Annotated in this window: 26 protein-coding genes; 11 read left to right on the top strand and 15 right to left on the bottom strand. The window is 70.0% G+C overall.

Annotated elements, in window-relative coordinates; all coding sequences use genetic code 11:
• Nucleotides 1-21: 21 nt before the first annotated feature.
• Nucleotides 22-222: a hypothetical protein gene (locus tag E3O44_RS12740; protein WP_134535157.1), complete on the bottom strand. Its 201-nt coding sequence runs from the start codon at nucleotides 220-222 to the stop codon at nucleotides 22-24.
• A 153-nt stretch (nucleotides 223-375) separates the two neighbouring features.
• Nucleotides 376-504, bottom strand: a complete 129-nt coding sequence (locus E3O44_RS19790) for a hypothetical protein (RefSeq protein ID WP_255454385.1) — start codon at nucleotides 502-504, stop codon at nucleotides 376-378.
• Nucleotides 505-510: 6 nt separating this feature from the next.
• Here E3O44_RS19790 and E3O44_RS12745 point away from each other — a divergent pair, with 6 nt between their 5' ends.
• Nucleotides 511-1,023 carry a hypothetical protein gene (locus E3O44_RS12745; protein ID WP_134535158.1) on the top strand — a complete coding sequence of 171 codons (513 nt, stop codon included), beginning with the start codon at nucleotides 511-513 and terminating at the stop codon, nucleotides 1,021-1,023.
• A 60-nt stretch (nucleotides 1,024-1,083) separates the two neighbouring features.
• On the opposite strand, the gene E3O44_RS12750 is transcribed toward E3O44_RS12745, so the two are convergent.
• Nucleotides 1,084-1,386 carry a helix-turn-helix domain-containing protein gene (locus E3O44_RS12750; RefSeq protein ID WP_134535159.1) on the bottom strand — a complete coding sequence of 101 codons (303 nt, stop codon included), beginning with the start codon at nucleotides 1,384-1,386 and terminating at the stop codon, nucleotides 1,084-1,086.
• A gap of 147 nt (nucleotides 1,387-1,533) precedes the next feature.
• Between E3O44_RS12750 and E3O44_RS12755 the strand changes: the two genes are divergently transcribed.
• Complete coding sequence (locus tag E3O44_RS12755) at nucleotides 1,534-2,169, top strand: hypothetical protein (protein WP_134535160.1); 636 nt, start codon at nucleotides 1,534-1,536, stop codon at nucleotides 2,167-2,169.
• A gap of 2 nt (nucleotides 2,170-2,171) precedes the next feature.
• On the top strand, nucleotides 2,172-3,428 hold the full coding sequence (locus E3O44_RS12760; protein WP_338144733.1) for a CpaE/TadZ family protein: 1,257 nt from the start codon (nucleotides 2,172-2,174) through the stop codon (nucleotides 3,426-3,428).
• A gap of 45 nt (nucleotides 3,429-3,473) precedes the next feature.
• On the opposite strand, the gene E3O44_RS12765 is transcribed toward E3O44_RS12760, so the two are convergent.
• Nucleotides 3,474-5,153, bottom strand: a complete 1,680-nt coding sequence (locus E3O44_RS12765; RefSeq protein ID WP_134535162.1) for a DUF5671 domain-containing protein — start codon at nucleotides 5,151-5,153, stop codon at nucleotides 3,474-3,476.
• A 53-nt stretch (nucleotides 5,154-5,206) separates the two neighbouring features.
• On the bottom strand, nucleotides 5,207-5,617 hold the full coding sequence (locus E3O44_RS12770; RefSeq protein WP_134535163.1) for a hypothetical protein: 411 nt from the start codon (nucleotides 5,615-5,617) through the stop codon (nucleotides 5,207-5,209).
• An 81-nt stretch (nucleotides 5,618-5,698) separates the two neighbouring features.
• Here E3O44_RS12770 and E3O44_RS12775 point away from each other — a divergent pair, with 81 nt between their 5' ends.
• Entirely contained in the window at nucleotides 5,699-7,192 is a 1,494-nt protein-coding gene (locus E3O44_RS12775) for a sensor histidine kinase (protein ID WP_134535164.1), read from the top strand.
• 89 nt (nucleotides 7,193-7,281) lie between these two features.
• Here E3O44_RS12775 and E3O44_RS12780 read toward each other — a convergent pair whose 3' ends face one another.
• The gene (locus E3O44_RS12780; protein WP_035837005.1) at nucleotides 7,282-7,530 is read right to left on the bottom strand and encodes a WhiB family transcriptional regulator; all 249 of its coding nucleotides are present in this window, start codon (nucleotides 7,528-7,530) and stop codon (nucleotides 7,282-7,284) included.
• A gap of 180 nt (nucleotides 7,531-7,710) precedes the next feature.
• On the opposite strand from E3O44_RS12780, the gene E3O44_RS12785 reads away from it, so the two are divergent.
• Nucleotides 7,711-8,166 carry a hypothetical protein gene (locus E3O44_RS12785; RefSeq protein ID WP_134535165.1) on the top strand — a complete coding sequence of 152 codons (456 nt, stop codon included), beginning with the start codon at nucleotides 7,711-7,713 and terminating at the stop codon, nucleotides 8,164-8,166.
• 130 nt (nucleotides 8,167-8,296) lie between these two features.
• On the opposite strand, the gene bcp is transcribed toward E3O44_RS12785, so the two are convergent.
• From bcp to aroA, 3 genes are read right to left on the bottom strand one after another with little or no spacing between them, the layout of a single operon-like run.
• Nucleotides 8,297-8,776, bottom strand: a complete 480-nt coding sequence (gene bcp, locus E3O44_RS12790; RefSeq protein ID WP_134535166.1) for a thioredoxin-dependent thiol peroxidase — start codon at nucleotides 8,774-8,776, stop codon at nucleotides 8,297-8,299.
• A 9-nt stretch (nucleotides 8,777-8,785) separates the two neighbouring features.
• Nucleotides 8,786-9,835, bottom strand: a complete 1,050-nt coding sequence (rsgA, locus tag E3O44_RS12795; protein ID WP_134535167.1) for a ribosome small subunit-dependent GTPase A — start codon at nucleotides 9,833-9,835, stop codon at nucleotides 8,786-8,788.
• The gene (gene aroA / locus E3O44_RS12800; protein WP_134535168.1) at nucleotides 9,832-11,196 is read right to left on the bottom strand and encodes a 3-phosphoshikimate 1-carboxyvinyltransferase; all 1,365 of its coding nucleotides are present in this window, start codon (nucleotides 11,194-11,196) and stop codon (nucleotides 9,832-9,834) included. The genes rsgA and aroA overlap by 4 nt, the downstream gene beginning before the upstream one ends.
• Before the next feature lie 110 nt (nucleotides 11,197-11,306).
• On the opposite strand from aroA, the gene E3O44_RS12805 reads away from it, so the two are divergent.
• Both E3O44_RS12805 and E3O44_RS12810 read left to right on the top strand, forming a co-directional pair.
• Nucleotides 11,307-11,951 (top strand): sigma-70 family RNA polymerase sigma factor, encoded by a 645-nt coding sequence (locus tag E3O44_RS12805; protein ID WP_174775079.1) that lies wholly within the window; start codon nucleotides 11,307-11,309, stop codon nucleotides 11,949-11,951.
• On the top strand, nucleotides 11,948-12,190 hold the full coding sequence (locus E3O44_RS12810; RefSeq protein WP_134449770.1) for a zf-HC2 domain-containing protein: 243 nt from the start codon (nucleotides 11,948-11,950) through the stop codon (nucleotides 12,188-12,190). Before E3O44_RS12805 ends, E3O44_RS12810 begins: the two co-directional genes overlap by 4 nt.
• Before the next feature lie 51 nt (nucleotides 12,191-12,241).
• On the opposite strand, the gene E3O44_RS12815 is transcribed toward E3O44_RS12810, so the two are convergent.
• Both E3O44_RS12815 and E3O44_RS12820 read right to left on the bottom strand, forming a co-directional pair.
• Nucleotides 12,242-13,111, bottom strand: coding sequence for a VOC family protein (locus tag E3O44_RS12815; RefSeq protein WP_241976306.1), 870 nt, complete (start codon nucleotides 13,109-13,111; stop codon nucleotides 12,242-12,244).
• Nucleotides 13,112-13,262: 151 nt separating this feature from the next.
• Nucleotides 13,263-17,078, bottom strand: coding sequence for a multifunctional oxoglutarate decarboxylase/oxoglutarate dehydrogenase thiamine pyrophosphate-binding subunit/dihydrolipoyllysine-residue succinyltransferase subunit (locus E3O44_RS12820; RefSeq protein WP_134535170.1), 3,816 nt, complete (start codon nucleotides 17,076-17,078; stop codon nucleotides 13,263-13,265).
• Between the two features lie 130 nt (nucleotides 17,079-17,208).
• On the opposite strand from E3O44_RS12820, the gene guaB1 reads away from it, so the two are divergent.
• The 3 genes from guaB1 (at nucleotide 17,209) to E3O44_RS12835 (ending at nucleotide 21,341) form a co-directional block, all read left to right on the top strand.
• The gene (gene guaB1, locus E3O44_RS12825) at nucleotides 17,209-18,648 is read left to right on the top strand and encodes a GMP reductase (RefSeq protein ID WP_134535171.1); all 1,440 of its coding nucleotides are present in this window, start codon (nucleotides 17,209-17,211) and stop codon (nucleotides 18,646-18,648) included.
• A 181-nt stretch (nucleotides 18,649-18,829) separates the two neighbouring features.
• On the top strand, nucleotides 18,830-20,266 hold the full coding sequence (locus E3O44_RS12830; protein ID WP_134535172.1) for a hemolysin family protein: 1,437 nt from the start codon (nucleotides 18,830-18,832) through the stop codon (nucleotides 20,264-20,266).
• Nucleotides 20,259-21,341 carry a hemolysin family protein gene (locus tag E3O44_RS12835; RefSeq protein ID WP_134535173.1) on the top strand — a complete coding sequence of 361 codons (1,083 nt, stop codon included), beginning with the start codon at nucleotides 20,259-20,261 and terminating at the stop codon, nucleotides 21,339-21,341. The genes E3O44_RS12830 and E3O44_RS12835 overlap by 8 nt, the downstream gene beginning before the upstream one ends.
• A 71-nt stretch (nucleotides 21,342-21,412) precedes the next feature.
• Here the strand turns inward: E3O44_RS12835 and E3O44_RS12840 are convergent, their stop codons facing one another.
• The gene (locus E3O44_RS12840) at nucleotides 21,413-22,540 is read right to left on the bottom strand and encodes an NADH:flavin oxidoreductase/NADH oxidase (protein WP_241976307.1); all 1,128 of its coding nucleotides are present in this window, start codon (nucleotides 22,538-22,540) and stop codon (nucleotides 21,413-21,415) included.
• A 23-nt stretch (nucleotides 22,541-22,563) separates the two neighbouring features.
• On the opposite strand from E3O44_RS12840, the gene E3O44_RS12845 reads away from it, so the two are divergent.
• Nucleotides 22,564-23,445: an ADP-dependent NAD(P)H-hydrate dehydratase gene (locus tag E3O44_RS12845; protein WP_134535174.1), complete on the top strand. Its 882-nt coding sequence runs from the start codon at nucleotides 22,564-22,566 to the stop codon at nucleotides 23,443-23,445.
• A 20-nt stretch (nucleotides 23,446-23,465) separates the two neighbouring features.
• Here the strand turns inward: E3O44_RS12845 and E3O44_RS12850 are convergent, their stop codons facing one another.
• The 3 genes from E3O44_RS12850 to E3O44_RS12860 are packed head-to-tail and all read right to left on the bottom strand — an operon-like array spanning nucleotide 23,466 to nucleotide 26,055.
• Entirely contained in the window at nucleotides 23,466-24,224 is a 759-nt protein-coding gene (locus E3O44_RS12850; RefSeq protein WP_134535175.1) for an amino acid ABC transporter ATP-binding protein, read from the bottom strand.
• The gene (locus E3O44_RS12855) at nucleotides 24,221-25,084 is read right to left on the bottom strand and encodes an amino acid ABC transporter permease (RefSeq protein ID WP_241976313.1); all 864 of its coding nucleotides are present in this window, start codon (nucleotides 25,082-25,084) and stop codon (nucleotides 24,221-24,223) included. The genes E3O44_RS12850 and E3O44_RS12855 overlap by 4 nt, the downstream gene beginning before the upstream one ends.
• A 35-nt stretch (nucleotides 25,085-25,119) precedes the next feature.
• Nucleotides 25,120-26,055, bottom strand: a complete 936-nt coding sequence (locus tag E3O44_RS12860; RefSeq protein WP_134535177.1) for an ABC transporter substrate-binding protein — start codon at nucleotides 26,053-26,055, stop codon at nucleotides 25,120-25,122.
• Nucleotides 26,056-26,160: the final 105 nt, after the last annotated feature.

A 26,160-nucleotide genomic window follows, 5' to 3' on the forward strand; every position in this document is an offset into this window, starting at 1 on the left:
AAAGCTTCACAGATTGAGGTACTAGAGCTTGCCCTTCTTTTTGTACCGTTCTGCCAGTCGTTCGGCTGCCCTTTCGTTGATCTGATCCTGATGAATCTTTATTTTCATATCTCTTTCAGCCATCAGGCGTTCATACCAAGGCCATATGGTTTTCTTAAACCACACATAACCAAGGACAAGCAGCAGAACTACGAGACCCATAACGATGACCGTTATATCCATTTTTGTCCCCTTTATTAGACGTGGCTGTATACCCCATCATGCCGTACGCCTGAGCAAGCCCCGTGGTGCGATTCTGGGGCACTTTCGGGTGAGGCCAATGACGTGTGAATACGGCAGGAAAATCGCGGAGCGTAAGGGGTCAGAAGCAGAGATCTACCGACGTATAGAGCGTGTAGCATCGACGACCTCGAGGGGCAGCTCGAACACGAGCTGAACGCCGAGGACCTCGAGCTGCGTGCGGAAGAGGAGCGGCTCCGGCTCGGCCGGTTGTCCCTGCGGCACCGCCTGATGAGCCTCGGCGGGGGCATGGGCCGGCGTGCGGGCGGGGGTGTCGTGCGGGTGGTGCTCAGCTCCGGGGTGACCCTGGCCATCCGCCCGACCACGTTCGGGCGGGACTGGCTCGCCGCCGAGATCCTCGACGCGCCGGCGGCGCCGGCCGGGACGGCCGCGCCTGGTGTCCCCGCCGGGGGCGCTGCGCAGTGCCTCGTTCCGATCGCCGCGATCGCCGGGGTGATCCTGGAGCCGGCGGAGGTGCACGCCTCCCTCGCGGCGCCGGTGGACCCCGAGTCCGGGGTCGTCGACCGGATCGGGTTCGCCTTCGTGCTCCGCGACCTGGCCAGGCGGCGCAAGTTCGTCGAGGTGCATACCCCGGGAGGTCTCCTCAGCGGAACGATCGACCGGGTCGGTCGCGACCACATCGACCTCGCGATGCACGAGCGCGGGGTGCCCCGCCGCAGCTCCGAGGTGCGCCAGTACCGGATCGTTCCCCTCGCAGCGATCCAGCTGCTGTGCCTGCGCTGACCGTGCCTGCGCTGACACTGCCGGCGCTGACCGTGCCTGCGCTGACCGCGACCGCCCGGTTCAGTCGATTGGTCGGATGATCGTGCCTCCGGACAGCTCCGGGATGTTCGCGTAGTCGGACTGTTCCCACAGCGACAGCCGTCTGGCCTCCTCGTACTTGGCCTCGATGTACGACTCGAGCACGACCCGCTCCACCCGCCAGTGCTGCATCCGCTCCGGCGCGGACGGGCCGATCCGGATGGCGGGGAGCTCGCCCGTGTGCACCAGTTCGCTGACCTCGGCCACGGTGAGGGCGAGGATATCGGCGGTGTCCCCCAGGGTGAGGAAGCGGCCCAGCCCAGGATAGGCGTCGCGAGCGTTCATGGTTCGATTATCGGGGTTCCGAAGGCATTACGCCGGGATAACGGCAGCCTGTGGATAACTTTCCCGCCGCGCACCGGGAACGGCGACGATAGAGACCGATGATCCGTCGGGCGGCGGCAGATGCCCGCGCCGAGGAGAGGGGCAGCCATGGTCTCGAGGCCGAAACGGGTACCACGCCCGGGATTCTGGTTCGACCCGCGCCTGCTCATCGGGCTGGTGCTCGTGCTCGGCGCGGTCGGCGGCGTGGCTGCGGTCGTCGCGGGCAGCGACCGGACGACCGCCGTCTACTCCGCCCGCGACGCGCTCATCGTGGGCGACCGCGTCACGGCCGCCGACCTCGAGCTCAGCCAGGTGCGCCTCGATGGTGCGCTCCCGCTCTACGTGACGCCCGAGCGGATGCCCGCTGACGGCCTGGTCCTGGCCCGCACCGTCGCAGCGGGTGAGCTGATCCCGGTGTCCGCGGTCGGCGCATCCGCTGACGCCGGTGTCACGACGGTCGTCGTCGAACCGACCGACGCGCTCGCGGAGGCGGTCGTTCCCGGCGCCGTCGTCGACGTGTGGTCGTCGCCGCAGAACGGGCGCGGGGAGTTCGGCCCGCCGGCGGTACTCGTCGGGCAAGCCGGGGTGGTGCGCGTGCTCGAGCCGAGCGGACTCTCGGTGGCGGGCGTGCGCCGTTCGGTCGAGCTCCGGGTGCCGAGGGAGGCCGTTGCAGCGGTGCTCACCGCGATCGCCAACGCAGCGGCGATCGCGGTCGTTCCGGCCAACCAGCCACTCGGCGGTTGACCGTGGCCCGGCTGCTGCTCGCGCTCGATCGCTCGACGGAGGACCGCCTCCTGCCGGATATCGTGCAATACGGGCACGCGGTCCTGGCCCGGGTGTCAGGGGCGGGGGAACTGCTCGCGGCCCTGGACCGAACCGAAGCGGATGTCGCCCTCGTCAGCGCGGGACGGGCGACGCTGAGTGCCGCCGTGGTCCGGGCCTGCGACGAACACGGCGTGCGGGTCATCGCGCTCGCCGTGACCGACCAGGACCGCAGGAACGCGGCGGGGCTCGGCCTCCTCGACGTGATCGACGCGACGTCGGACTGGGCGGGCATCGAAGCGGTGATCGAGGCCGGCGTGGTGATCCCGTTGCGGGTCACCGAACGCGCGTCCTCCCTCGCGGCGCCCGCCCGTGGCACGGTGATCGCGGTCTGGGGGCCCTCGGGCGCGCCGGGCCGCACCACGCTCGCGATCAACGTCGCCGCCGAGATCGCGGCGGCGGGACACACCGTTGCGCTCGTCGATGTCGACAGCTACGGAGGCGGGGTCGCGCCGGCCCTCGGGATGCTCGACGAATCGCCCGGCTTCGCCGCGGCCTGCCGCCTCGCCGGGACCGGCAGCCTCACCCGGCCCGAACTCGAACGCATCGCGCAGCGCTACACCTCGCCGCGTGGCGCGTTCTGGGTACTCACGGGCATCGGGAGGCCCTCGCGCTGGCCGGAGCTGTCCGGCGAGCGCGTGTCGAAGACGATCGAGGTGGTGCGGAACTGGGTCGACTACGTCGTGCTCGACACCGGGTTCAGTCTCGAGAGCGACGAGGAGATCTCGAGCGACCTGTTCGCGCCGCGGCGCAACGCCGCGACGCTCACCGCGCTCCGGTCGGCGGACCATGTCGTCGCGTGCGGGCTCGCCGACCCGGTCGGACTCGCCCGGTTCCTGCGGTCCTGGGCCGAGCTCGCCGAGGCGGTCTCGACCGACAGGGTCAGCGTCGTGATGAACCGGGTTCGGCCGAGCGCCGTGGGGATCGACGCCAACCGTCAGGTCATCGCCGCTCTCCGCCGGTTCGGCGGCATCCACGCTCCGTTCCTGGTCCCGCACGACCAGGCCGGCGCCGATGCTGCCGTGCTGACCGGACGCACGCTGCGCGATGCCGCGCCGAAGTCGCCGGCTCGCACGGGCATCCTGCGTCTGGTTCAGCGCGAGATTCTGCCGGAACCGGTTGCGGCACGAAGCCGGGGTGTGCGGCGGATGCCGTGGCGTCGCCGGGCCCCTGCGGTGTGAAGGGGTCGAGGTCGCCGAGGGGCGGGCGCTCGGTCGCGCGGGCGCTCAGTCGCCGAGCGGGATCACGTCGATGCGTGAGCCCGGTCCGGTCACGACGAGAACGCGCTTGCCCGTGACGCCGGCCAGGGCCGCCGCGACGGCGGTCGCCTGCACGGCTTCCGCCCCGGCGCCTTGGCCGGCTTCCGTCCCGGCTCCGGTCCCTGCGCGCCGCCAGACGGTGACGGCGGCGCCGGTGCTCTCGTCGATCGCACGTCTCAGCGGTTCCGGATCCGTGCCGGCGGTCGTGACCAGGATCACCCTGCCGATGCCGGGCTGCCGTCCCTCTGGCACGGTGAGCAGAGACCGGTCGCGTCGCCAGACGGCGAAGTGATACCCGGCGACGAGGCCCGTTGCGACCAGGAGTCCGAGCGGCGCCCGCACGCCCTCGAGGACGCTGCGGTCCGCCGTGCCGCCGAGGCCGAACTCGAACAACCGGAAGCCGATGACGAGCAGCGTGACGAGTGCGACGACGGTGCTCAGGCCGAAGACGAGCACGAGGTACACTCGCCGGCCGTTACCAGCGCCACCTCGACTCGTGCGGTCAAGGACCCGCGGCGCGAGCGGTCGCCAGGCCGCCCACCACAGTGGCCCGCCGACGATGAGGGCGCTGAGCCCGCCGAGCAGGAGCGTGCGGGTGTCCGACCCGACGAGCGGGTCCGTGAGCACGGCGAGCAGGGAATTGAGGACCACGCCGACCCCGGTTGCCGCGGACGCCAGCGCGAGCCCGGAGGTGACCAGGGTGGCCGCGCCCCGGGTCGCGGCCGAACGGCGCGCGGCGAGTCGGCCGTGATACCGCCAGACGAGCGCGCCGACGAGAGCGGCCGCGAGGTATGGGCCGAGGGGATCGAGAATGCCGCCGGGAGATCCCGACCTGTCGAAGCCGAGTCTGAGCAGCACGTACAGCGTCACCCCTGCTCCGACGAGCGTCGTGACGAGGGCTGCGCCGATGCCGACAGAGACGAGGGCGACGTCCGCGAAGCCGCCGCGCATGGTCGACACCCTTTCCCGGTAGAAGTGCCACCACCACACGGATGCCCCGCCGACGCACCAGACGAGTCCGACCGCCGGCTGGCGCCACCAGAATGCGCCCGCGTCGAGCACGGGGAGCAGGGAGGTGACGGCCAGATCGAACACCGAGCCGATGGCTGTGATCGCCCCGCCGGCGCCGAGCACGAGGCCGAACACGCTGCCGAGAACGGGCGCGACGGACCTGAGCCGCAGCGGACCCTTGTCCCGGTGCCCGGACATCCACCGGTGCCAGACCCAGACCGCCGCCCAGACGAGGCCGGTGGCCAGGTCGCGCTGTTGCCGGTCATCGGTGACGAGTGCGGCGGCCGCGCCGAGCATTGCCGTTGTGGACGTGATGCACGCGACGGTCGACATGGCAGCGACGTAGAGGCCCCAGGCCAGCGCCGAGCGTTCGCCGCCGGCCATCCGCCGCCACAGCAACCACCAGAGCACCGCGGCGAACGGGCCGGCGATGAGCGTGAAGGCGAGGGACTGGGCGAGCCCGGAGACGTCGCTTCCCGCGAGTCGGCCCGTGTCGCCCGGCAGGACCTCGAGCAGGCCCTCGAACAGCCGGCCGAGCAGTCCCGAGAGTCCGGCGGCCGCGAGCGTGACGAAGGCGAAGAGCAGGACGAAGACGATGACGCGCCGCACCGTGGACAGCCCGGTCGTCGCGCTCATGAGATGGCCTTCGTGCCGGGGCAGACCGCGAATCGCCAGGGAGCGGAGTCGATCTACCAGCCGTCGGGCACGCGGACGAGCTCGAAGACCTCCTCGGTCTCGTACCCGGATGCCCCGAACGGACCCGTCTCCGTCGAGGTCGCGACGGAGACCGTCACGTCGGCGGAGTCGCCGCGTTCGACCGACCGCACGAGGGTGATCCTGAGGTCGTCGTCGGCGACGTCGCGTCCGTAGGACTCGCAGCCGGCGACGGCGTTCTCGGTGAGGTAGCCGGCGGCCGTCGACTCGTCCCCCTCGAGGACCGCTGCCGCATACGCCTGGACGACGCCGACGGGAGTCCCGCGGTCGAGCCGTTCTGGCGCCCCGCGGGAGAAGACGACGACCAGTGCGACGATGACGAGAACGGCGATGACGAAGAGTATGGCGATCAAGGTGCGATCCGGCCGTGCTGACGTGGTGGTCATGGGGCCAGCATGGCAGCCCGGGCGGTGATCCGGGGGAGGAATGGGTCGCCGGACTCGTTCGGGGGGACCTAGGCTGGCAGGGTGTCGACGCTCAGTGATCTCGTACTTGCCCAGGGCCGCAGCAGTGCCGAGGATGTGGACTGGCTCCACATGCTCGTCGCCGACGGCCAGCTCCTCGCCGACCTCGCCTTCGCGGACATCGTGGTGTGGGTGCCCGGCACGACCGGGAGCTTCGTGGCGGTCGCGCACGCGCGACCCTCGAGCGCGGCGACCCTGTTCTACCGCGACTTCGTCGGCCAGGGAATCAAGGGGGAGTGGCGTCAGCAGGTGACGGAGGCCTTCGAAACGGCCCGGATCGTGGACACCACCGCCCCGGACTGGTACGAGGAGACGCCGACCCGGGTCCGGGCGATCCCGGTGATGCGCCGGCTCAGCACGACCGGCTCCCAGATCGCGCCCGTGCCCGTCGCCGTACTCACCCGGCACACCAACCTGAGCGAGGCGCGCACCCCGAGCCGCCAGGAACTCACCTTCAACGACTGCGCCAACGACCTGTTCGCCATGATCGCCTCCGGCGACTTCCCCGATCTCGGCGCCCCGACCGGCCCGCGCCGCGGTGCCCCGCGCGCCTCCGACGGCCTGATCCGGCTCGACCTCGACGGGGTCACGACCTTCGCGAGCCCCAACGCGCTCTCCGCCTTCAACCGGATGGGCTTCGCCGACGAGCTCGAGGGCGAGTCACTCGCCGAGGTCACGACGGGCCTGCTGACCGGCACGGTCGTCGTCGACGAATCCCTGCCGCTCGTCGTCACCGGCCGCGCTCCCTGGCGCACGGACATCGAGGCGCGCGGGGTGACCGTGTCGCTCCGCGCGATCCCGATCCGCAACCGCGGCCAGCGAATCGGCGCGATCGTGCTCTGCCGCGACGTGACCGAGCTGCGCCACCAGGAGCGCGAGCTCATCACGAAGGACGCGACCATCCGGGAGATCCACCACCGGGTGAAGAACAACCTCCAGACGGTGGCGTCGCTGTTGCGGATCCAGGCCAGGCGGACCCACTCCGACACCGCGCGCGAGGCGCTCAACCAGGCGATGCGCCGGGTAGCGGCGATCGCCGTCGTCCACGACACCCTGTCGACGGGGCTCAACCAGCAGGTCGACTTCGACGTCGTCTTCGACCGGGTGCTGCTTCTGATCGCCGAGGTCGCATCCGCTCACAACACGACGGCGCACCCGAAACTGTCCGGCAGCTTCGGCGTGCTGCCGAGTGCCTTCGCCACCCCGCTCGCGCTCGCGCTCACGGAACTCGTCACGAATGCGGTCGAGCATGGCCTCGCCGGCCGTGAAGGCGAAGTCGTGATCGAGGCCGAGCGCAACGAAGAGACCCTCACCGTGCGCGTACGCGACAACGGTTCGGGCCTTCCGGAGGGCAAGGTCGGATCGGGCCTGGGCACCCAGATCGTGCGCACGCTGATCCAGGGCGAGCTCAGCGGAAGTATCGACTGGCACACGATGATGGGCAGCGGCACCGAGGTGACCATCGAGATCCCACTGCGGTACATGCGTGAAACCTGACGGACCGCGGGGGCGGTACGCCAGTTTTCAGGACACGTGTCCGGTCAGGCGTGAGCCTGGCCGGGCGGTGGGGTTGGGACGCGGTGGGGCTAGGAAGCGCGGCGCGCCCGTGCGGCGCGGCGCTTGAGAGCGCGGCGTTCGTCTTCGCTCAGGCCGCCCCAGACGCCGGAGTCCTGTCCGGTCTCCAGTGCGTACTGGAGGCACACCTCGGTCACATTGCAACGGGCACATACAGACTTGGCCTTTTCGATCTGGTCCACAGCGGGTCCAGTGTTACCGACGGGGAAGAACAATTCCGGGTCGGCGGTGAGGCAGGCAGCTTTGTCGCGCCAGTCCATAGAGATGCTCCTTTATTGCAGGGTGCCTGGCCGATTGGCCGAAGATGAGAGGCTGCCGATTGCAGGAAGGTAAGCGATTTACGCATTCATAGGGCTCACGTCCCTGTGAGCGTCAACCGGGCCTCAATTATGGTCGCATAATGGTGGGGTCAAATCAATAGTTTGGTATGGGATATCTCTGTGAATCAACAGTTCGACCAGCGTCCGGACGGTGACGCCGGTGCGTCGCGCCCGCGTCGTGCGCCCGCGCTCCTCCTCCTCGCCGGCCTGCTCTGGGCGGAGGCCGCCCTGCTCTGGGCCGCGGTGGTCTGGCTCATCCTCGAGCTCCTCACCGCGACGCCGACCTCGCTCGCGAGCGGGGTTGCGATCCTGATCATCGTGCTGATCGCCGCCGCATGGGTGACCGCGATCGCGGTCAATTCCCTGCGGCACCGCGGCTGGATCCGCGGAGCCGCCGTCACCTGGCAGGTCGTGCAGATCGCCGTCGCCGTCGGCTGCTTCCAAGGCCTGTACGCGCGTCCCGACCTCGGCTGGGCGCTCCTGGTGCCCTCGATCGTCGTGCTCGGGCTCCTCTTCACCCCCGCGGTGCTCGCGGCCACGCAGACCCCGCGCGACGAGGGCGACACGGCCGGGTAGACATCCGTCGCCTGATGTTCACCCACGATTCGTGGCGAGTCGTCGACCTCCCGGTTGGTCCGAGCCGGCAGTGGATGCCACGCGCGGCCACAGGAGGCCGCTCACGGCTCCGGGAGCGTGGGACCGGGTGTCAGTCGCCGAGGCCGAGCTTCTTGCGCAGGCTCGCGACGTGGCCCGTCGCGCGCACGTTGTAGAGCGCGAGGGTGATCAGTCCGGCCTCGTCGATCACGAAGGTGGACCGCAGGACGCCGGTGACTGTCTTGCCGTAGAGGTTCTTCTCGCCCCAGGCGGCGTAGGCCCGGTGCACGGCGAGGTCGGCGTCGCTCAGCAGCGGGAACGTGAGGCCCTCGGCGTCCCGGAACGCCCGGAGCTTCTCCGGCGTGTCCCGCGAGATGCCGAGTACGCGATAGCCGGCCGTCTCGAGGGAGCCGAGGCTGTCGCGGAAGTCGCAGGCCTGTTTCGTGCAGGCCGGGGTGAGCGCGGCCGGGTAGAAGTACACGACGACCTTCGAGCCTGCGAACGTCGCGAGCGAGACGGATGCGCCGTCCTGGTCGGTGAGCGTGAATTGCGGTGCCGGGTCGCCGGCTTCGAGGCGCGTGGAATCAGTCATGCGCTCACGCTACCGGTGGGGGGAGACCGCGAAGGTCGCGAGCAGCCGCTGCAGGGAGTCGAGGCGCGCCTTTCCGGTGTCGCCGAGTTCGCCGGCCGCGACGGCCTCGTTGATGGCGCAGTCCGGCGAGTCCGGCAGGTGCGTGCAGCCGCGCGGGCATTTCTCCGCAATCACGGCGAGGTCGGTGAAGGCCTTGAGGATGTTGTCGGTGTTGATGTGCCCGAGGCCGAAGGAGCGCACGCCGGGGGTGTCGATGACCCAGCCGCGGCCGGCATCCGTTTCGAGGCGCAGCGACACCGTGGAGGACGAGGTGTGCCTGCCGCGCCCGGTCACGGTGTTCACGACGCCGACGGCACGGTGGGCGTCCGGAACGAGGGCGTTGACGAGCGTGGACTTGCCGACGCCGGAGTGCCCGACGAAGACGGTGTCGTGGCCGACGAGCGCGGCCGAGATGCTCTCGAGCGGCATGGCGTCGTCGCGGCTCTCGAAGACGATCAGGTCGAGGCCGGCGAAGTTGTTCAGGAACTCGGCGGGATCGGCGAGGTCGGTCTTGGTGATGCAGAGGATCGGTGTGACGCCCGCGTCGTACGCCGCGACGAGATACCGGTCGACCAGACGGATGCGTGGCTCCGGATTCGCGGCCGCGACGACGATGAGCATCTGGTCGGCATTGGCCACGATGACCCGTTCGACGGCGTCGGTGTCGTCGGCGCTGCGGCGCAGCAGGGTGACCCGCGGCACGATCCGCACGATGCGGGCGAGGCTGCCCTCCGCTCCGGTGGTGTCGCCGACGATGTCGACGCGGTCGCCGGTCACGACGGCGTGCTTGCGCAGCTCGCTCGCCCTGGCCGCGGTGACGCGGCGCTCGGTGGGTTTGTTCTCGTCGAGCATGACGGTGTACCGGCCGCGGTCGACGGAGAGGATGCGCCCGGTGAGCGCGTCCTCGTGGTCCGGGCGGGTCTTCGTGCGGGGTTTACTGCCCTTGCGGTTGGGGCGCATCCGCACGCTCGACTCGTCGAACTCGGGTTCGTCGTCCTCCGCGCCGGCCCACCAGCTCATGAGAGCACGGTCGTCGATGCGAGGAGCGCGTGCCACAGTTCGGGGAACTGGGGGAGGGTCTTCGCTGTCGTGCCGATGTCCTCGACCTCGACTCCGGGAATCGCGAGGCCGATCAGGGCGCCGGCCGTCGCCATCCGGTGGTCGTCGTAGCTGTGCCACTGGCCACCGTGCAGGGGCTGCGGGTCGATCTGCAAGCCGTCCGGCAGTTCGGTGACGGCGCCGCCGAGGCCGTTGATCTCGGTCACGAGGGCGGCGAGGCGGTCGGTCTCGTGGTTGCGGATGTGGCCGATGCCGGTGATCGTGCTCGGGGAGTCCGCGAGGGCGGCGAGGGCGACGAGGGCAGGCGCGAGTTCGCCTCCGGTGGACAGGTCGAGAGTCACGCCGGTGAGTCGTTCGCCGGCTGTGACGGTGAGCCGGTCGCCCGAGCGGGTGACGAGCGCGCCGAAGAGGGGCAGCAGGTGCGCGAGGTCGGCGCCGACCTGGGTGGTCTCGGCGGGCCAGCCCGTGATCGTGACGCTCCCGCCGGCGACGAGCGCCGCGGCGAGGAACGGCGCGGCGTTGGACAGGTCGGGTTCGATGTCTACCTCGATGCCGTGGATCGGACCGGGCCGGGCGATCCATTCGCCGACGGTGGGACTCGTGACGGTGACACCGCGGCGGGCGAGGGTCGCGATCGTCATCTCGATGTGCGGCAGGCTCGGCAGGCGTTCGCCGTCGTGCCGGAGGTGCAGGCCGCCCTCGAAGCGCGGGGCGGCGAGGAGCAGGCCGGACACGAACTGGCTCGAGGTCGACGCGTCGACCGTGACCTCACCACCGGCGAGGCTGCCGGTCCCGTGCACGGTGAACGGCAGCGCGTGGCGGCCGTCGTCGTTGATGTCGGCGCCGAGGGCGCGGAGGGAGGAGATCGTGGTCGCCATCGGGCGGCGGCGGGCGCCGGCATCGCCGTCGAACGTCGTCGGGCCGAGCGCGAGCGCCGCGACGGGCGGGAGGAAGCGCATCACGGTGCCGGCGAGGCCGCAGTCGATCGTCGTCGAGCCGAAGAGCTCGCCGGGGGTGATGCGCAGGTCCGCGCCGAACTCACCGTCGCCGGGGACGGAGTCGATCGTCGTGCCGAGCTGCCGGAGCGCGGCGACCATCAGGTCGCTGTCGCGGGAGTGCAAGGGTGCGCGGAGGAGGGACGGCCCCTCGGCCAGGGCCGCGAGGACGAGCTCACGGTTGGTCAGCGACTTCGAGCCCGGCAGGGAGACGACGGCGGCGAGCGGCCGGGCGGCGACGGGGGCCGGCCACCAGGCATCCGTCTCTTCGGGCGCGTTGTCGCCGTAGGGATCGAAATCGGGCTTGGAATATCTCGAGATCAACATCGGTTATCAGGATAGTCGGTGATGAACAGATGAGGGAGGTCCCGATGGTGCTGTCAGCGGTGCTTGAACGACCCGAAACGTCCGTGATCGACGCATTAGAATTGTCCGTGATGACAACTGATGCGATCGACCTGCGGGACCTGTTCGAAGAACAGGCCATGCCTTACATCGACCAGCTCTACGCCGCAGCAATGCGGATGACGCGCAATCCCTCGGATGCGCAGGACCTGGTCCAGGAGACGTTCGTCAAGTCGTTCGCCGCCTTCAAGCAGTTCGAGCAGGGCACCAACCTGAAGGCCTGGCTGTACCGCATCCTCACGAACACTTTCATCAACACCTATCGCAAGAAGCAGCGCGAGCCCTATCAGGGCACGATCGACGACCTCGAAGACTGGCAGCTCGGGGGCGCCGAATCGACGACCGCGATGGCGAGCCGTTCGGCAGAGGCCGAAGCGATCGATCACCTTCCGGACAGCGCCGTGAAGGACGCTCTGCAGTCGATCCCGGAAGACTTCCGGCTGGCCGTCTACTTCGCCGACGTCGAGGGCTTCTCCTACCAGGAGATCGCCGAAATCATGAAAACACCGATCGGCACCGTGATGAGCCGCCTGCACCGTGGCCGGCGACTCTTGCGTGACCTGTTGGCCGGATATGCGCTCGAGCGCGGCCTGGGTTCAGCCCAGCCCGCATCCGCGGTCCCGGCCGTAACGGGCCGGGCACAGCCGGGCCGGACCACCTCTGGGAGCACGAAATGACCGATTGCGGCTGCGAGAAGGCCAAGGCCGAACTCGAGGAGTACCTCCACAACGAACTCTGCGGCGAGGACACCGCCGACATCCAGGAGCACCTCGCCCACTGCACAGACTGCAGCAGCGAACACCTCGTCGGGCGCACGCTGACCGAGGCCGTGCAACGCGCCTGCCGGGAGATCGCTCCGGAAGACCTGCGCGACCAGGTCCTGCTCAAACTGCGCACGATCCAGTCCTCCCACTAGCCCAGTCCTCGCACTAGCCCAGTCCGTGCACCAGCGGATGCCCCGGGCGGGCTACCCGGGAGACTGGCTCGTTTCGACGTCGCTCTCGTCTACCTCGACGAACGCGGCGTCCTCGTCGACGGCGGTCGCTTCGGCTTGCCCTGCCGCGGCCGGCTCGACCGTCCCGAGGTAGAACATCGCGCCCGTCGGGTCTGCGACCTGGGCGAAGGTGCCGAACTCCGAGTCCCACGGCTCACGGAGCACCGCACCGCCGAGCTCGACGACCCGCGCTGCGGCCGTCGCCGCGTCCGGCACGCCGAAGTACACCGCCCAGTGCGAGGGGACGCCCTCCGGGAGGAACGCAGTCGCGTCCATCACGCCGGCGACGGGCATGCCCTCCGGCCCGACCGTGCTGTACCGGAATTCCGGGGTGTCGCTCAACACCTGCGGGTCCCAGCCGAAGACGGCCGAGTAGAACGGCAGGGCGGCGGCGTAGTCCCGGCTGCTGAGCTCGTGCCAGATCGGCGTCCCCGCCCGGGCGACGCTGTGGAACCCGTCGAACTCGATCGGCTGCCAGATACCGACCGCGGCGCCGGAGGGGTCGGCGAGCACCGCGGTGCGCCCCATCCCACCGACCGTGAGCGGCTCGAGGAGCACCTGGCCTCCGGCGGCAACCGCGGCCGTGACCGTGTCGTCGACGTCGTCGACGGAGAGGTAGACGAGCCACGCGTCCGGGGCTGTCGACCCGTCCGGGGCGGCGGCCATTCCCGCGACATCCGCGGGTCCACGCCGGAAGGTCACGTAGTTGCCGTATTCGGGTCCGGAGTCGCTCGCGTTCCACCCGAAGAGCTGGGTGTAGAACGCGCGGTCCTTCGCGGGATCCGAGGTCATCAGGTCGTTCCAGCAGGGTTCGCCGAGCCGGGTCACATCGCGGGTGGACACAGCAGCACTCCTTCGGTCGCGTCGCGGTCCCTGGCACGCTCGGGGTCGCGATCGCGGCCAGCCTACGACCGGGCCCGTCTCCCGGCAATGCCTGTACCTTCCCGGTCGAGAGTGCCCAGCGGAACGGGAACTCTCGACCGGAACGGTGCGGCTAAAGGGTGAGCGCGTTCCTCAGCAGCTCGACCTGCTCGGCGGCGTGCCGCTTCGCGGACCCGGCGGCGGGCGATGCCGAGGCGGCCCGGGAGAACACCCGAACCGAGCGCTCGACGAGCTTGCTGGTGCTGAAGTAGAAGAACGGCCAGGCGCCCTGGTTCTCCGGCTCGTCCTGTACCCAGGCGAGTTCGGCATCCGGGTACTGGGCGACGACCTCGGCGATCTCGGCGGCGGGCAACGGGTAGAACTGCTCGAGCCGCACGAGTGCGATCTCCGGGTTCGGGTTCTTCTCGAGTTCGCTGAGCAGGTCGTAGTAGAGCTTGCCCGCCATGAACAGCACCCGCTTGACGGCGGCCTTGTCCGTGATGCGCGCGTCATCGATCACGGGCTCGAAACGTCCGTGGGTGAAGTCGGCGACCGCGCTCGTCGCGCCGCGCAGGCGCAGCATCGACTTCGGCGTGAAGACCACCAGCGGGCGCCGCGGGCGCATGTACGCCTGGCGACGCAGCAGGTGGAAGTACGAGGCCGGAGTCGACGGACGTGCGACGGTCATGTTGTTCTCGGCGCACAGCTGCAGGTAGCGCTCGATCCTGGCCGAGGAGTGGTCGGGCCCCTGGCCCTCGTAGCCGTGCGGCAGGAGGAGGACGACGGAGGACCGCTGGCCCCACTTCTGTTCGGCGGAGGCCACGAACTCGTCGATCACGGTCTGGGCGCCGTTGGCGAAGTCGCCGAACTGGGCTTCCCAGAGCACGAGGGCGTCGGCGCGTTCGACGGAGTAGCCGTACTCGAAGCCCATCGCCGCGTATTCGCTCAGGAGTGAGTCGTAGATCCAGAACCGGGCCTGGTCCTCGCTGAGATTCGCGAGCGGCAGCCATTCCTGGCCGTTGATGCGGTCGTGGAGGACGGCGTGGCGCTGCACGAAGGTGCCGCGGCGGGCATCCTGACCGGCGAAGCGCACCGGGGTCCGCTCGAGCAGGAGGGAGCCGAGGGCGAGGAGCTCGCCGAACGCCCAGTCGATGTTGCCGTTGCGGCTCATGTCCACGCGCTTCTGCATGAGCTGCTGGAGCTTGTTGTGCACGGTGAAGCCGGCGGGCTTGTTGAGGAAGGCGTCCCCGATGAGATGCACGACGGCCTCGGGCACGCCGGTGGTCGCCGGTTCGCCGACGGCTTCGTCCTGCAGGGTGTTGCCGGAGGACAGGCCCTGGCTGCCGACGATCGGGATCGAGGACGACTGCGCGGCGTGCGTTTCCATGAACGCGCGCTCGAGGCGGTCCTGGAAGTCGGCGTGCGCGGCCTCGTACTCGGCCTCGGTGATGTCGCCACGCCCGACGAGGGCTTCGGTGTAGAGCTTCCGCACCGAGCGCTTGGCCTCGATCAGGTTGTACATCAGGGGCTGCGTCATCGAGGGGTCGTCGCCCTCGTTGTGACCACGCCTGCGGTAGCAGATCAGGTCGATCACGACGTCGCGCTTGAACTCCTGGCGGTAGGCGAACGCGAGCTCCGCGACCCGCACGACGGCCTCGGGGTCGTCGCCGTTCACGTGGAAGATCGGGGCCTGGATGGTCTTGGCGACGTCGGTCGAGTAGACCGAGGTGCGCGCGTCGAGGGGCAGCGTCGTGAACCCGACCTGGTTGTTGACGACGAGGTGGATCGTGCCGCCGGTGCGGAAGCCGCGCAGCTGGGACATCTGCAGCGTCTCGAGCACGATGCCCTGCCCGGCCATGGCGGCGTCGCCGTGCACGAGGACGGGGAGGGTCGAGAAGGTGCCGATCGGCTTGCGGTCCTGCTTGGCGCGCACGATACCCTCGAGCACTCCGTCGACCGCCTCGAGGTGCGAGGGGTTCGCAGCGAGGTAGACCGGGATCTCCACGCCGTTGTTTCCGCGGAAGCTGCCCTCGGTGCCGAGATGGTACTTGACGTCCCCGGAGCCCTGCACGCTGCGCGGGTCCTGGGTGCCCTCGAACTCGCGGAAGATCTGACCGTAGGTCTTTCCGGCGATGTTGGTGAGCACGTTCAGCCGGCCGCGGTGGGCCATGCCGATCGCGACGCCGTCGAGTCCCGCACTCGCGGCGCCCTCGAGGATCGCGTCGAGGAGCGGGATGGTGGACTCGCCGCCCTCGAGGCTGAATCGCTTCTGGCCGACGTACTTGGTCTGCAGGAAGGTCTCGAAGGCCTCGGCCTCGTTGAGCTTGCCGAGGATGCGCATCTGCTCGTCATGCGTGGGCTTGACGTAGCTCTTCTCCATCTTTTCCTGCATCCACTTGCGCTGGGCAGGGTCCTGGATGTGCATGTACTCGATGCCGGTCGTGCGGCAGTAGGAGTCGCGGAGCACTCCGAGGATGTCGCGGAGCAGCATCAGCCGCTGGCTGCCGAAGCCGCCGGTGACGAACTGGCGGTCGAGGTCCCAGAAGGTGAGGCCGTGGTTCGCGATGTCGAGGTCGGGGTGGGTGCGCTGGGTGTATTCGAGCGGGTCGACGTCGGCCATCAGGTGGCCGCGGACCCGGTACGCGTTGATCAGCTCCTGCACGCGGGCGGTCTTGTCGACGGCGCTCGCGAGGTCCACGCTGATGTCCGGCGCCCAGTGGATCGGGTCGTAGGGGATGCGCAGGGCCGCGAAGATGTCCTCGTAGAAGTGGTGCCCGCCGATGAGGAGCTCGTGCACGATCTTGAGGAACTCGCCGGAGCCGGCGCCCTGGATGACGCGGTGGTCGTAGGTGCTCGTCAGGGTGATGGTCTTGGAGATGGCCAGCCCGGTGAGCGTCTTGACGCTCGCGCCCTGGAACTCCGCCGGGTAGTCGAGGGCGCCGGCGCCGATGATGCAGCCCTGCCCCTTCATCAGCCGCGGTACGGAGTGCACGGTGCCGATGCCGCCCGGGTTGGTGAGCGACACGGTCGCGCCGGAGAAGTCGTCCGCGGTCAGCTTGTTCTTGCGCGCGCGGGTGACGAGGTCCTCATAGGAGGACAGGTACTCGCCGAAGGTCATGGTGTCCGCACGCTTGATCGCGGGGACCATCAGGGCGCGGGTACCGTCGGGCTTGGGCAGGTCGATCGCGATGCCGAGGCCGACGTGGGCGGGAGCGACGACGGAGGGCTTGCCGTCGACCTCGTCGTACCAGACGTTCTGGCTCGGGAACATCTTCAGGGCCTTGATCAGCGCCCATCCGATCAGGTGGGTGAAGGAGACCTTGCCGCCGCGCGACCGGCGCATGTGGTTGTTCATCACGATGCGGTTGTCGATCAGGAGCTTGGCCGGGATGGTCCGCACGCTTGTCGCGGTCGGGACGGTGAGGCTCGTGGCCATGTTGGCGGCGAGGCTCTTCTGCATGCCGCGGAGCGGGGTCACGAGATCCTGCGTTTCCGCAGTGCCCGCCGGCGCCTGCGGTCCCTTGACCGGCGCATCGGCCGGGACGGGGAGCGAGCGCGGGGCGGTCGAGGTGGTGCGGGCGGTGCGCTGGCCGCCGATGATCGCGATCGGAGCCGTGATCGGGGCGGGCTCGACCGGGGCGGCTGCGATAGGAGCCGCTGCTGCTGCCGGAGCCGCTGCTGCCGGAGCCGCTGCTGCCGGAGCCGCTGCAGCGGGGGCGGATGCCGCGGGCTGGGCCGGCTGCGCGGCTTCGGCGGCGGGGGATCCCGCGGCCTGGCCTGCTCCGTTCGCGGTCTGGTGATAGCTCTCCAGCACGGGCCACCAGGACTCATCCACCGAGTTCTTGTCGACGAGATACCGTTCGTACAGCTCGTCCACGAGCCACTCGTTCGCTCCGAATTCACCCGACGTTGCTTCGTCGGATCCACTACCGGTCAACTGGCTCGACACAGCCGGTTCCCACTCTCTGCGTTGAATTTTGGATATCCCCGGCCGAAAATCGCCGGTTCGGTCTGCCCGCCCAGCCTAAACCAATCGCGCATGGCTGCGGGTATCGATGCGGGGGGCTAGCGTTATTTGCATGCAGTTCTATGGAGCGATCCCCAGCCACGATCTCACGTATTCCGACGTCTTCCTGGTGCCGAGCGAATCCGCCGTCACGAGCAGGCTCGACGTCTCCCTCGCGCCCGGTGACGGGACGGGGGCCACCATCCCCATCGTGTCGGCGAACATGAACTCGGTGACCGGTCCCCGGCTCGCCGCGTCCCTCGCGCGTCGCGGCGGACTCGGCGTGTTGCCGCAGGACATGCACCTGCAGGAACTCGACGCCGCGATCCGCTGGGTCAAGGACCAGTCGACCCGTTTCGACACCCCGTTCATCTTCGGGCCGGGTGAAACCGTCGCGAGCGCCCTGCGCCAGGTGCCCCCCGTCGCCGGCCAGGGCATCGTCGTCAACGACGCCCGCGGCGCATACCTCGGCTGCATCGACGCCGCCCGCCTCGGCACCGCCCTGCCGGACGCCCAGCTCGGCGACCTGCTGCACGGCCCGCTGACCTCGCTCGACGCTGAGGACATCGACGGACCGCGCCGTGCATTCGACGTGATGACCGCCGCCGAACTCGACTTCGCCCCCGTGCTCCGCCACGGCGTCATGGTCGGCACCCTGAGTCGCAAGAGCGCGCTCCGTTCCACCCTCTATCGACCCTCCGTCGACGCCCAGGGGCGCCTGCTCGTCGCCGCGGCGATCGGCATCAACGGCGACGTCGCCGCGAAGGCGCGCGCCCTCGTCGCCGCCGGGGTCGACGTCCTCGTCGTCGATACCGCCCACGGGCACCAGGCCGGCATGATCCGGGCGCTCGGCATCGTCGCGGAACTCGGCCTCGGCATCCCGATCGTCGCGGGCAACGTCGTGACCGCGGATGCCGTCAACGACCTCGTCGGAGCGGGCGCCACCATCGTGAAGGTCGGCGTCGGGCCGGGCGCGATGTGCACAACCCGGATGATGACGGCCGTCGGCCGGCCGCAGTTCTCCGCCGTGCTCGAGACCGCGGCGGCCGCTCGCGAACTCGGCGCCCACGTCTGGGCCGACGGCGGGGTGCGCTACCCCAGGGACGTGGCGCTCGCGCTCGCCGCAGGCGCGGCATCCGTCATGATCGGTTCCTGGTTCGCCGGCACGATCGAGGCGCCGGGGCTGCTCGACACGGATGCCGCCGGCGCGGTCTACAAGGAGAGCTGGGGCATGGCATCCACCAAGGCCGTCCAGGAACGCTTCGACCGGCTCGACGCCTACGAGCTCGCGAGAAAGACCCTCTTCGCCGAGGGCATCTCGAGCTCGAAGATCTACCTGGACCCGCTGCGCCCCTCGCTCGAGGACCTGCTCGACATGATCACCTCCGGCGTGCGCAGCTCGTTCAGCTATGCCGGGGCGACGAACCTCGACGAGTTCCACGAGCGCTCCCTCGTCGGCATCCAGTCGGCCGCGGGCTACGAGGAGGGCAAGGCGCTGCCGGTTTCCTGGTAGCGGAAACGGTGCCGGTGCTTGCTGGCAAAAGGGTCCGGGTGTGCCTCGCGCACCCGGACGCTTCCCGGTCGCACCGGTATAGTTGGATGAATAATGGACGACCCTCCTCCTGCGAATTCGCCCAGTGACCGTTCTCCGCGCGAGAACGGCTTTCCCCCTGTGATGACACCCGGATCCCACCATGTTTGAGTGGGCCATGCTCGGCGTCGGCATCATCCTGACCATCGGCACCGGCCTCTTCGTCGCGAGCGAGTTCTCCCTCGTGAACCTCGAGCGCAGCGACCTCGAGGCCAGGCAGGCCCGCGGCGAGACGCGCCTCGCCAAGACGATCGCCGCCCTGAAGATCACCTCGACGCACCTATCGAGCGCCCAGCTCGGCATCACCCTGACCACGCTGCTCACCGGTTACGCGCTCGAGCCCGCCATCAGCAGCCTGCTCGCGCCGCCGCTGCTCGCGGCCGGGCTGCCGAAACTCGTCGTCCCCGTCGTCGCCTCGACAGCCGCGATCGTGATCGCGACCCTCGCCTCGATGATCATCGGCGAGCTCGTGCCGAAGAACTTCGCCCTCGCCCTGCCGATCCGCACCGCGAAGCTCGTGATCCCGTTCCAGACGCTCTTCACGACGGTGTTCCGCCCGGCCGTGACCGTGCTCAACGGCAGCGCGAACGCCGTGCTCCGCTCGATCGGGATCGAACCGAAGGAGGAGCTCTCCGGTGCGCGCACCGCGGAGGAGCTCTCCTCGCTCGTGCGCCGCTCCGCGAGTGCCGGGCTGCTTGAGAAGGACACCGCGACGCTGTTGCACCGCACCCTGCTCTTCTCCGGCCACACCGCTGCAGACGTCATGACGCCCCGCCCGCGCGTCGCGAGCATCCAGCGCACCGCCTCCGCCCAGGCCGTCATCGACCTCACCCGCCAGACCGGGTACTCGCGGTTCCCCGTCGTCGACGAGGGCGTCGACGACGTCGTCGGCATCGTGCACGTCAAGCAGGCCGTCGCCGTGCCCAGGCACCGCCGGGCGGATGTCCCGGTGTCCGCACTCCAGTCCGAGGCCGTTCGCGTGCCGGAGACCATGAAACTCGACGGCCTCCTCGTCGAACTCCGCGGCCGCGGCTACCAGATGGCCGTCGTCGTCGACGAGTACGGCGGAACCGCCGGCGTCGCGACCCTCGAAGACCTCGTCGAGGAACTCGTCGGCGAGGTCGCCGACGAACACGACCGCACCAGGGCAGGGGTCGTGCGTTCGCCGGACTCGCTGACCTTCCCCGGCATGCTCCGCCCGGACGAACTCCTCGAACGCACCGGCGTCGAGGTCCCGGAGGACGGCCCGTACGAGACCGTCGCCGGTTTCGTGATGAGCGAACTCGGCCGGCTGCCCGTCGTCGGCGACGTCGTGCGCATCGACACGGGAGAACTCTCCGTCGAACGCCTGGACGGCCGCCGGATCGACCGCATCCGCTTCACCCCCACCTCGGAGCCCGAGCCGGAGACCGAGTCGGAGCCAGGGACCGCTGTCGCGCAGACGCCGGTCGCGCAGACGCCGGTCGCGCAGCAGGCGACGCCGGTTCCGGCGCCCGCCAGACCCACCTCCACGAGGTCGAAGGAGCGCCGTCATGAGTGACTGGGCCGGAATCGTCTGGCTGTTCGTGCTGCTCGCCGGAAACGCCTTCTTCGTGGCCGCCGAGTTCGCGGTCATCTCCGCCCGGCGCTCCCAGATCGAGCCGCTCGCGGCCGCCGGCCGGATGGGCGCCCGGACCGCGCTCTACGCGATGGAGCACGCGACGCTCATGCTCGCGACGACCCAGCTCGGCATCACCGTGTGCTCGCTGCTGATCCTGAACGTGTCCGAGCCGGCGATCCACCACCTGCTCGAGGCGCCGCTCGCCCTGACCGGGCTGCCGGACGAGGCCCTCACCGCGATCGCGTTCATCGTGACGCTGCTGCTCGTCTCCTACCTGCACGTCGTGTTCGGCGAGATGGTGCCGAAGAACCTGTCGTTCTCGATCCCGGACAAGGCCGTGCTCGTGCTCGCGCCGCCGCTCGTGTTCTTCGGGCGCCTTGTCAAGCCTCTGATCGTGGCGCTCAACTCGACCGCGAACGGCGTCCTGCGGCTGTTCAGGGTCGAGCCCAAGCACGAGGCCAACAGCACGTACACGCTCGAGGAGGTCGCGACGATCGTCTCGGAGTCGACCAGGGAGGGCGTGCTCCGCGACGGGACCGGCGCGCTCAACGCGACCTTCGAGTTCACCACCCGCAAGGTGCGCGACGTCGCGGTCCCGCTCGCGGACCTGATCAGCCTGCCGGAGTCGGCGAGCCCGGCCGACGTGGAGAAGGCCGTCACCAAGCACGGTTTCTCGCGCTACGTGCTCGTCACCGCCGAGGGGGAGCCGACCGGCTACGTGCACCTCAAGGACGTGATCGATCTCGACGGTGACGCCGGGACCTCGGTCACGGGAAGCACCGCGGAGCACGGCCTCGGCAGCTATGCAGACCCGATCCCGGCCAAGCGCATCCGCCAGCTCGTGTCGATCTACGAGGGCACCGACCTCGAGGACGCCCTTGCGACCATGCGCCGCTCCGGAGCGCACCTCGCCCGCTCATTCACCGCCGTCGGGGCGACGACGGGCGTGCTCTTCCTCGAGGACATCATCGAGGAACTCGTCGGCGAAGTTCAGGACGCGACTCGGCGCCTCTGAGCCGCTGCGTCTTTGAGTCTTTGAGCCTCGTGCGTGTCCGGTCGGGGTGCCCGTCCGGGGCGGCCTGGGGCTCAGGCTTCCGGCCAGCGGGCGCGCAGGTACTGCGGCGGCCAGTAGCCGATGGTCGCCCCGAGTTCGTGGGCGGCCCGCAGCGGGAAGTGCGGGTCGCGCAGGAGCTCCCGGCCGAGCATGACCGCGTCGGCCTGCCCGCTCGCGAGGATATCCTCGGCCTGCGCCGGGGTCGTGATGAGTCCGACCGCGTTCACCTGCACATCCGCTTCTGCCTTGACGAAGGCGGCGAGCGGAACCTGGTAGCCGGGGCTGAGCGGGATCTGCACGCCCGTCACGTTGCCGCCGGAGGAGATGTCGAAGAAGTCGGCGCCGGCGTCGCGCGACCAGCCGGCGACGGTGGCGGTCTCCTCGGGCGTCCAGCCTCCCGGGGCCCAGTCGGTGGCCGAGAAACGCACGAAGAGCGGATGCGTGTCGCCGACAGCGGCGCGGACGGCCGCGACGACCCGCAGCAGCAGCCGGGCGCGGTTCTCGAGCGAGCCGCCGTACTCGTCGGTACGGTCGTTGCTGAGCGGGGAGAGGAACTGGTGGAGCAGGTACCCGTGGGCTGCGTGGATCTCGAGCACGTCGAAGCCCGCGTCGATCGCGCGGACGGCCGCGGCGGCGAAGTCGTCGACGACCGTGTCGATGCCGGAGGCGTCGAGGGCGACGGGAGCCGCGTAGCCCGGGAACGGGATGGTCGACGCCGACAGCGTCGGCCAGCCGCCCTCCTCGACGGGGACGGTGCCGTGCCGGACGGCGCCGTGACCGTCGGTGCCCCAGGCCGGCCAGGTCGAGGCCTTGCGGCCGGCGTGCGCGAGCTGGATGCCGGCCGCGGCGCCCTGCCCGTGGAGGAAACGGACGATGCGGGCCCAGGCGTCGGCCTGCTCCGGGTTCCAGATACCGGTGTCCCGGGCGGTGATGCGGCCCTCCGGGCTGACGGCGCTCGCCTCCGCGATGACGAGGCCGGCCCCGCCGGCAGCGAGGCCGCCGAGGTGCACGAGGTGCCAGTCTTCCGGAACGCCGTCCTGCTTCAGGATCGAGTACTGGCACATCGGGGCGACCCAGAGCCGGTTGCGCAGGGTCAGGCCGCGGACGGTCAGGGGGCGGAAGGCGAGGGGCTGGGCGGGGGTGGGCTGGGTCAGGGGCACACAAACCAATCTATCGTGGGGTCATGAGTGGTTTCGCGGGATGGCAGGCCTGGACCGGTGAGCAGGCACGGGAGTGGATCGCCGTGCCTGCGGCATCCGCCGACAAGTACAGCAGGGGCGTCCTCGGCGTGCGCACGGGCTCGCGCGCCTACCCGGGCGCGGCCGTGCTCGGGGTCGAGGCGGCCATGCGCGCGGGTCTCGGGATGGTGCGCTACCTCGGCCCGCGCCGGGCCACGAGCCTCGTGTTGCAGCGCAGGCCCGAGGTCGTCACCGCGCCGGGGCGGGTGCAGGCGTGGCTGCTCGGCTCGGGCATGGATGCCTCCCAGCGCTCGACGGCGACGCTCGAGGCGCTCGAGGCAGCGTTCGCCGAGGGGGTTCCCGTCGTCTGCGACGCCGGCGCCCTCGACCTCGTGCACCGGAATGCCGGTCCGACCGTGATCACCCCGCACTACCGGGAGCTCGCCGGGCTGCTCGCCGGCGCAGCGTCCGGCGCCGCCTCTGGAGTGGTCTCCGGGCGGCGAGTCGACGTGACGCCCGCGGAGATCGCCGCGGACCCGGGGGAGTGGGCCGTGCGCTCCGCGGACCTGCTCGGCGTGTCCGTGTTGCTCAAGGGGGCTGTGACGTACGTCGCCTCGCCCGGCGGCACCCGGCTGACGGTGACCGGGGCCCCTTCGTGGCTCGCGACCGCCGGCGCGGGGGACGTGCTCGGGGGCATCCTCGGCGCCCTATTGGCCACACACGCCACGGCCCTCGAAGCGGATGCCGAGGCGTGCGCTCCCCTCGCGGCGACCGCCGCGCTCGTGCACGGTCTCGCGGCGGCCCGGGCGTCCGCCGGTGGCCCGCTCCTGGCCCTCGACGTCGCGGAGGCCCTCCCGGCGACGATCGCGGCCCTCCTCCGCCCCTGACCCGGCTCTCGCGGACCGAACTAGCGCGGGGGGATGCGGGCGAGGAAGGCGCGGGTGCGGGGTTCGCGTGGGGCGTCGAAGACCTGCTCCGGCGGCCCGAACTCGAGCACCCGGCCGGCGTCGATGAACGCGACCCGGTCGGCGACGTCGCGCGCGAAGCCCATCTCGTGGGTCGCCATCACGATCGTCGTTCCCGACTGCTTGAGCTGCCGCACGAGGTCGAGCACCTCGCCGACGAGTTCGGGATCGAGTGCGCTCGTGACCTCGTCGAGGAGGAGCAGTTCGGGGTCCGTCATGATCGCCCGCACGATCGCGGCACGTTGCTGCTGGCCGCCGGACAGCCGGTCGGGGAAATCACGGGCCTTCGCGGACAGGCCGATCTGGTCGAGCAGTTCGAGGCCGCGCGCCTCGGCCGTGCGGCGCGGCACCCGGTGCACGATCCGGCTGGCGAGGGTGACGTTGTCGAGCACACTCAGGTGCGGGAACAGGTTGAACTGCTGGAACACCACACCGATGCGGGCGCGCGCGGCGTCTCCGTTCGCGCGGGGGTCGCTGATGTCCCGCCCGGTGAGCCAGACCTGCCCGTCGTCGACCCGCTCGAGCAGGTTGATCACCCGCAACAGGGTCGACTTACCGGATCCGCTCGCCCCGATCAGGGCGACGAGCTCGTGCTGGTGCACGACGAGGTCGATCCCGCGGAGCACGGGAACCGAACCGAAACTCTTGTAGACGTCGTCGACCCGGAGGACCGGCACGGCGGCATCCGCTGCGCCGCTCATCCGACGCCGCCGACCTGTTCGCGGCGGCGCATCCTCGCGGACAGCCAGTCCGTGAGCCGGATCATCGGGAGGGCGAGCAGCACGAAAAGCAGCCCGGCGAGCACGTAGGGTGTGAAGTTGAAGCTCGCGGCCGTCTCGATCTGCGCTGCCCTGACCGCGTCGACGGCGCCGAGCACACTGATCAGGCCGACGTCCTTCTGCATCGCGACGAAGTCGTTCATCAGCGCCGGGGTCACCTTGCGGAACGCCTGCGGCAGCACGATCGTGCGCAGGGTGCGCCCGTGGCTGAGGCCGAGCGACCGCCCGGCGAGCACCTGCGAGGGGTGCACGGCCTCGATGCCCGCCCGCCACACCTCGGCAACGTAAGCCGAATAGGTGAGCACGAGCGCGATCGTGCCCCAGACGTACGAAGGCAGCTTCGGGAAGACCCCGAGACCCGGCAGCCCGAACCCGACGAGGTAGAGCACGATGATGAGCGGCAGCCCGCGGAACAGGTCGGTATACCCGGCGGCGAGGGCGCGCAGCGGGAAAAAGACCGCGCCGCGCAGGGTGCGCAGCGTCGCGAGCACCAGGCTCAGGAGCAGCACGCCCACGGCAGCGACGAGCAGCACGCGGATGTTGAGCAACAGTCCCTCGAAGACCCGCGGCCAGGCCTTCACCGCGACGGCGGGGTCGAAGAAGGACTGCTGCACCCGGGTCCAGCCCGGGGTGTTGACTACGAAGACCCAGATCACCGCCGCGAACACGAGAGTGCTCACGGCGCTCAGCAGCACGGACCGGGTGGTCTGCGTGCGCCGGTACGCGCGGCGACCCAGCTCGACCGCGCTCGGCGACCTGGCCGGCCCACCGGTGCCGGCAATCGGGTCGGGGCCGGCCCCCGGGTCGTCCGCCGGCGTCACTTCAGGACGGGCGCGTCCGCGTTGCCGGCGAGCCAGGTGTCTGCGAGGTTCGCGAGGGTGCCATCGGCGCGGAGGGCGTCGACGGCCGCGCTCACCGCGGCGGTCAGCGGGCTGTCCTTGGCCAGGACGAGGCCGAATGCGTCGGTACCCGCCTGGGTGCCGGGCGTCGCGCCGGGGGTGGGGGTCGGGCTGCTGGACCCGGCAGCGGAATCGGGCAGCTGCCCGATGATCGTGCCGCCGTCGAGTTCGACGCCGGTGAGGTAGAACGCGGTCGGGAGATCGACGACGATCGCGTCGACGGTGCCGTTCTGCAGCGCGAGCTTGGCGTCGTCGTTCGTGTTGAACGCCTGCACGCCCTGGGTCGGAGCGATCAGTTTCTCCGCTTCGATGAAGCTCGTCGTGCCGGTCGCGGCCCCGACCAGGAGCCCCTTGAGCCCGGCGAGCGAGGTCACTCCGGCGGCCGGGGAGGTGCCGACGGTGATCACCGCCTGGGTGGTCTCGTAGTACGGCGAGGAGAAGTCGACCTGCTGGGCGCGTTCCGCCGTGATCGAGAACTGCTGCAGGTTGAAGTCGAAGCCCTTCGGCCCCGGAGCGATCGCCTCGTCGAAGGTGCTCCGCACCCACGTCACGTTCTCCTTCGCGAAGCCGAGCTTGCCGGCGACGGCATAGGCGACGGCGGCTTCGAAGCCCTTCCCGGATGCCGGTGAGTCATCGATCACCCAGGGGAAGTATGCGGGTTCCCCGGTTCCGATCGTGAGCTTGCCGGGCGTGAGGTACATGCTCGGATCCGGCGAGCTGAGCGACTGGCCTGCGGTCGAATCCGAGCCCGTGCTCGGCGCGGGGCTCCCGGCAGAGCATGCACTCAGGAGCAGCGCGCCCGCCAGCGAGAGCGCGAGCACCAAAACGTGACGGGACCTGCGACGATTCAGCATTGACCACTCCTTGGGATGACTGTCTCTGGCCATCATGACGCATGTTTTCGCGGTCGTCGGCACGCACCCGCGAATGTGACGGTCTCGTTAGGAACACCGGGGTGT

The sequence above is a fragment of the Cryobacterium algoricola genome (assembly GCF_004402485.1).
In the GTDB taxonomy this organism is placed as follows: domain Bacteria; phylum Actinomycetota; class Actinomycetes; order Actinomycetales; family Microbacteriaceae; genus Cryobacterium; species Cryobacterium algoricola.

What these genes read in the sequence shown, in the direction of transcription:
- E3O44_RS12845 (WP_134535174.1), top strand. Translation starts at nt 22,564, where the DNA reads ATGAGTGGTTTCGCGGGATGGCAGGCCTGGACCGGTGAGCAGGCACGG.
- E3O44_RS12805 (WP_174775079.1), top strand. Translation starts at nt 11,307, where the DNA reads ATGACAACTGATGCGATCGACCTGCGGGACCTGTTCGAAGAACAGGCC.
- guaB1 (WP_134535171.1), top strand. Translation starts at nt 17,209, where the DNA reads ATGCAGTTCTATGGAGCGATCCCCAGCCACGATCTCACGTATTCCGAC.
- E3O44_RS12850 (WP_134535175.1), bottom strand. Translation starts at nt 24,224, where the DNA reads ATGAGCGGCGCAGCGGATGCCGCCGTGCCGGTCCTCCGGGTCGACGAC.
- E3O44_RS12770 (WP_134535163.1), bottom strand. Translation starts at nt 5,617, where the DNA reads ATGACCACCACGTCAGCACGGCCGGATCGCACCTTGATCGCCATACTC.
- E3O44_RS12860 (WP_134535177.1), bottom strand. Translation starts at nt 26,055, where the DNA reads ATGCTGAATCGTCGCAGGTCCCGTCACGTTTTGGTGCTCGCGCTCTCG.
- E3O44_RS12835 (WP_134535173.1), top strand. Translation starts at nt 20,259, where the DNA reads ATGAGTGACTGGGCCGGAATCGTCTGGCTGTTCGTGCTGCTCGCCGGA.
- E3O44_RS12780 (WP_035837005.1), bottom strand. Translation starts at nt 7,530, where the DNA reads ATGGACTGGCGCGACAAAGCTGCCTGCCTCACCGCCGACCCGGAATTG.
- aroA (WP_134535168.1), bottom strand. Translation starts at nt 11,196, where the DNA reads ATGTTGATCTCGAGATATTCCAAGCCCGATTTCGATCCCTACGGCGAC.
- rsgA (WP_134535167.1), bottom strand. Translation starts at nt 9,835, where the DNA reads ATGAGCTGGTGGGCCGGCGCGGAGGACGACGAACCCGAGTTCGACGAG.
- E3O44_RS12745 (WP_134535158.1), top strand. Translation starts at nt 511, where the DNA reads ATGAGCCTCGGCGGGGGCATGGGCCGGCGTGCGGGCGGGGGTGTCGTG.
- E3O44_RS12810 (WP_134449770.1), top strand. Translation starts at nt 11,948, where the DNA reads ATGACCGATTGCGGCTGCGAGAAGGCCAAGGCCGAACTCGAGGAGTAC.
- E3O44_RS12830 (WP_134535172.1), top strand. Translation starts at nt 18,830, where the DNA reads ATGTTTGAGTGGGCCATGCTCGGCGTCGGCATCATCCTGACCATCGGC.
- E3O44_RS12740 (WP_134535157.1), bottom strand. Translation starts at nt 222, where the DNA reads ATGGATATAACGGTCATCGTTATGGGTCTCGTAGTTCTGCTGCTTGTC.
- E3O44_RS12750 (WP_134535159.1), bottom strand. Translation starts at nt 1,386, where the DNA reads ATGAACGCTCGCGACGCCTATCCTGGGCTGGGCCGCTTCCTCACCCTG.
- E3O44_RS12755 (WP_134535160.1), top strand. Translation starts at nt 1,534, where the DNA reads ATGGTCTCGAGGCCGAAACGGGTACCACGCCCGGGATTCTGGTTCGAC.
- E3O44_RS12765 (WP_134535162.1), bottom strand. Translation starts at nt 5,153, where the DNA reads ATGAGCGCGACGACCGGGCTGTCCACGGTGCGGCGCGTCATCGTCTTC.
- bcp (WP_134535166.1), bottom strand. Translation starts at nt 8,776, where the DNA reads ATGACTGATTCCACGCGCCTCGAAGCCGGCGACCCGGCACCGCAATTC.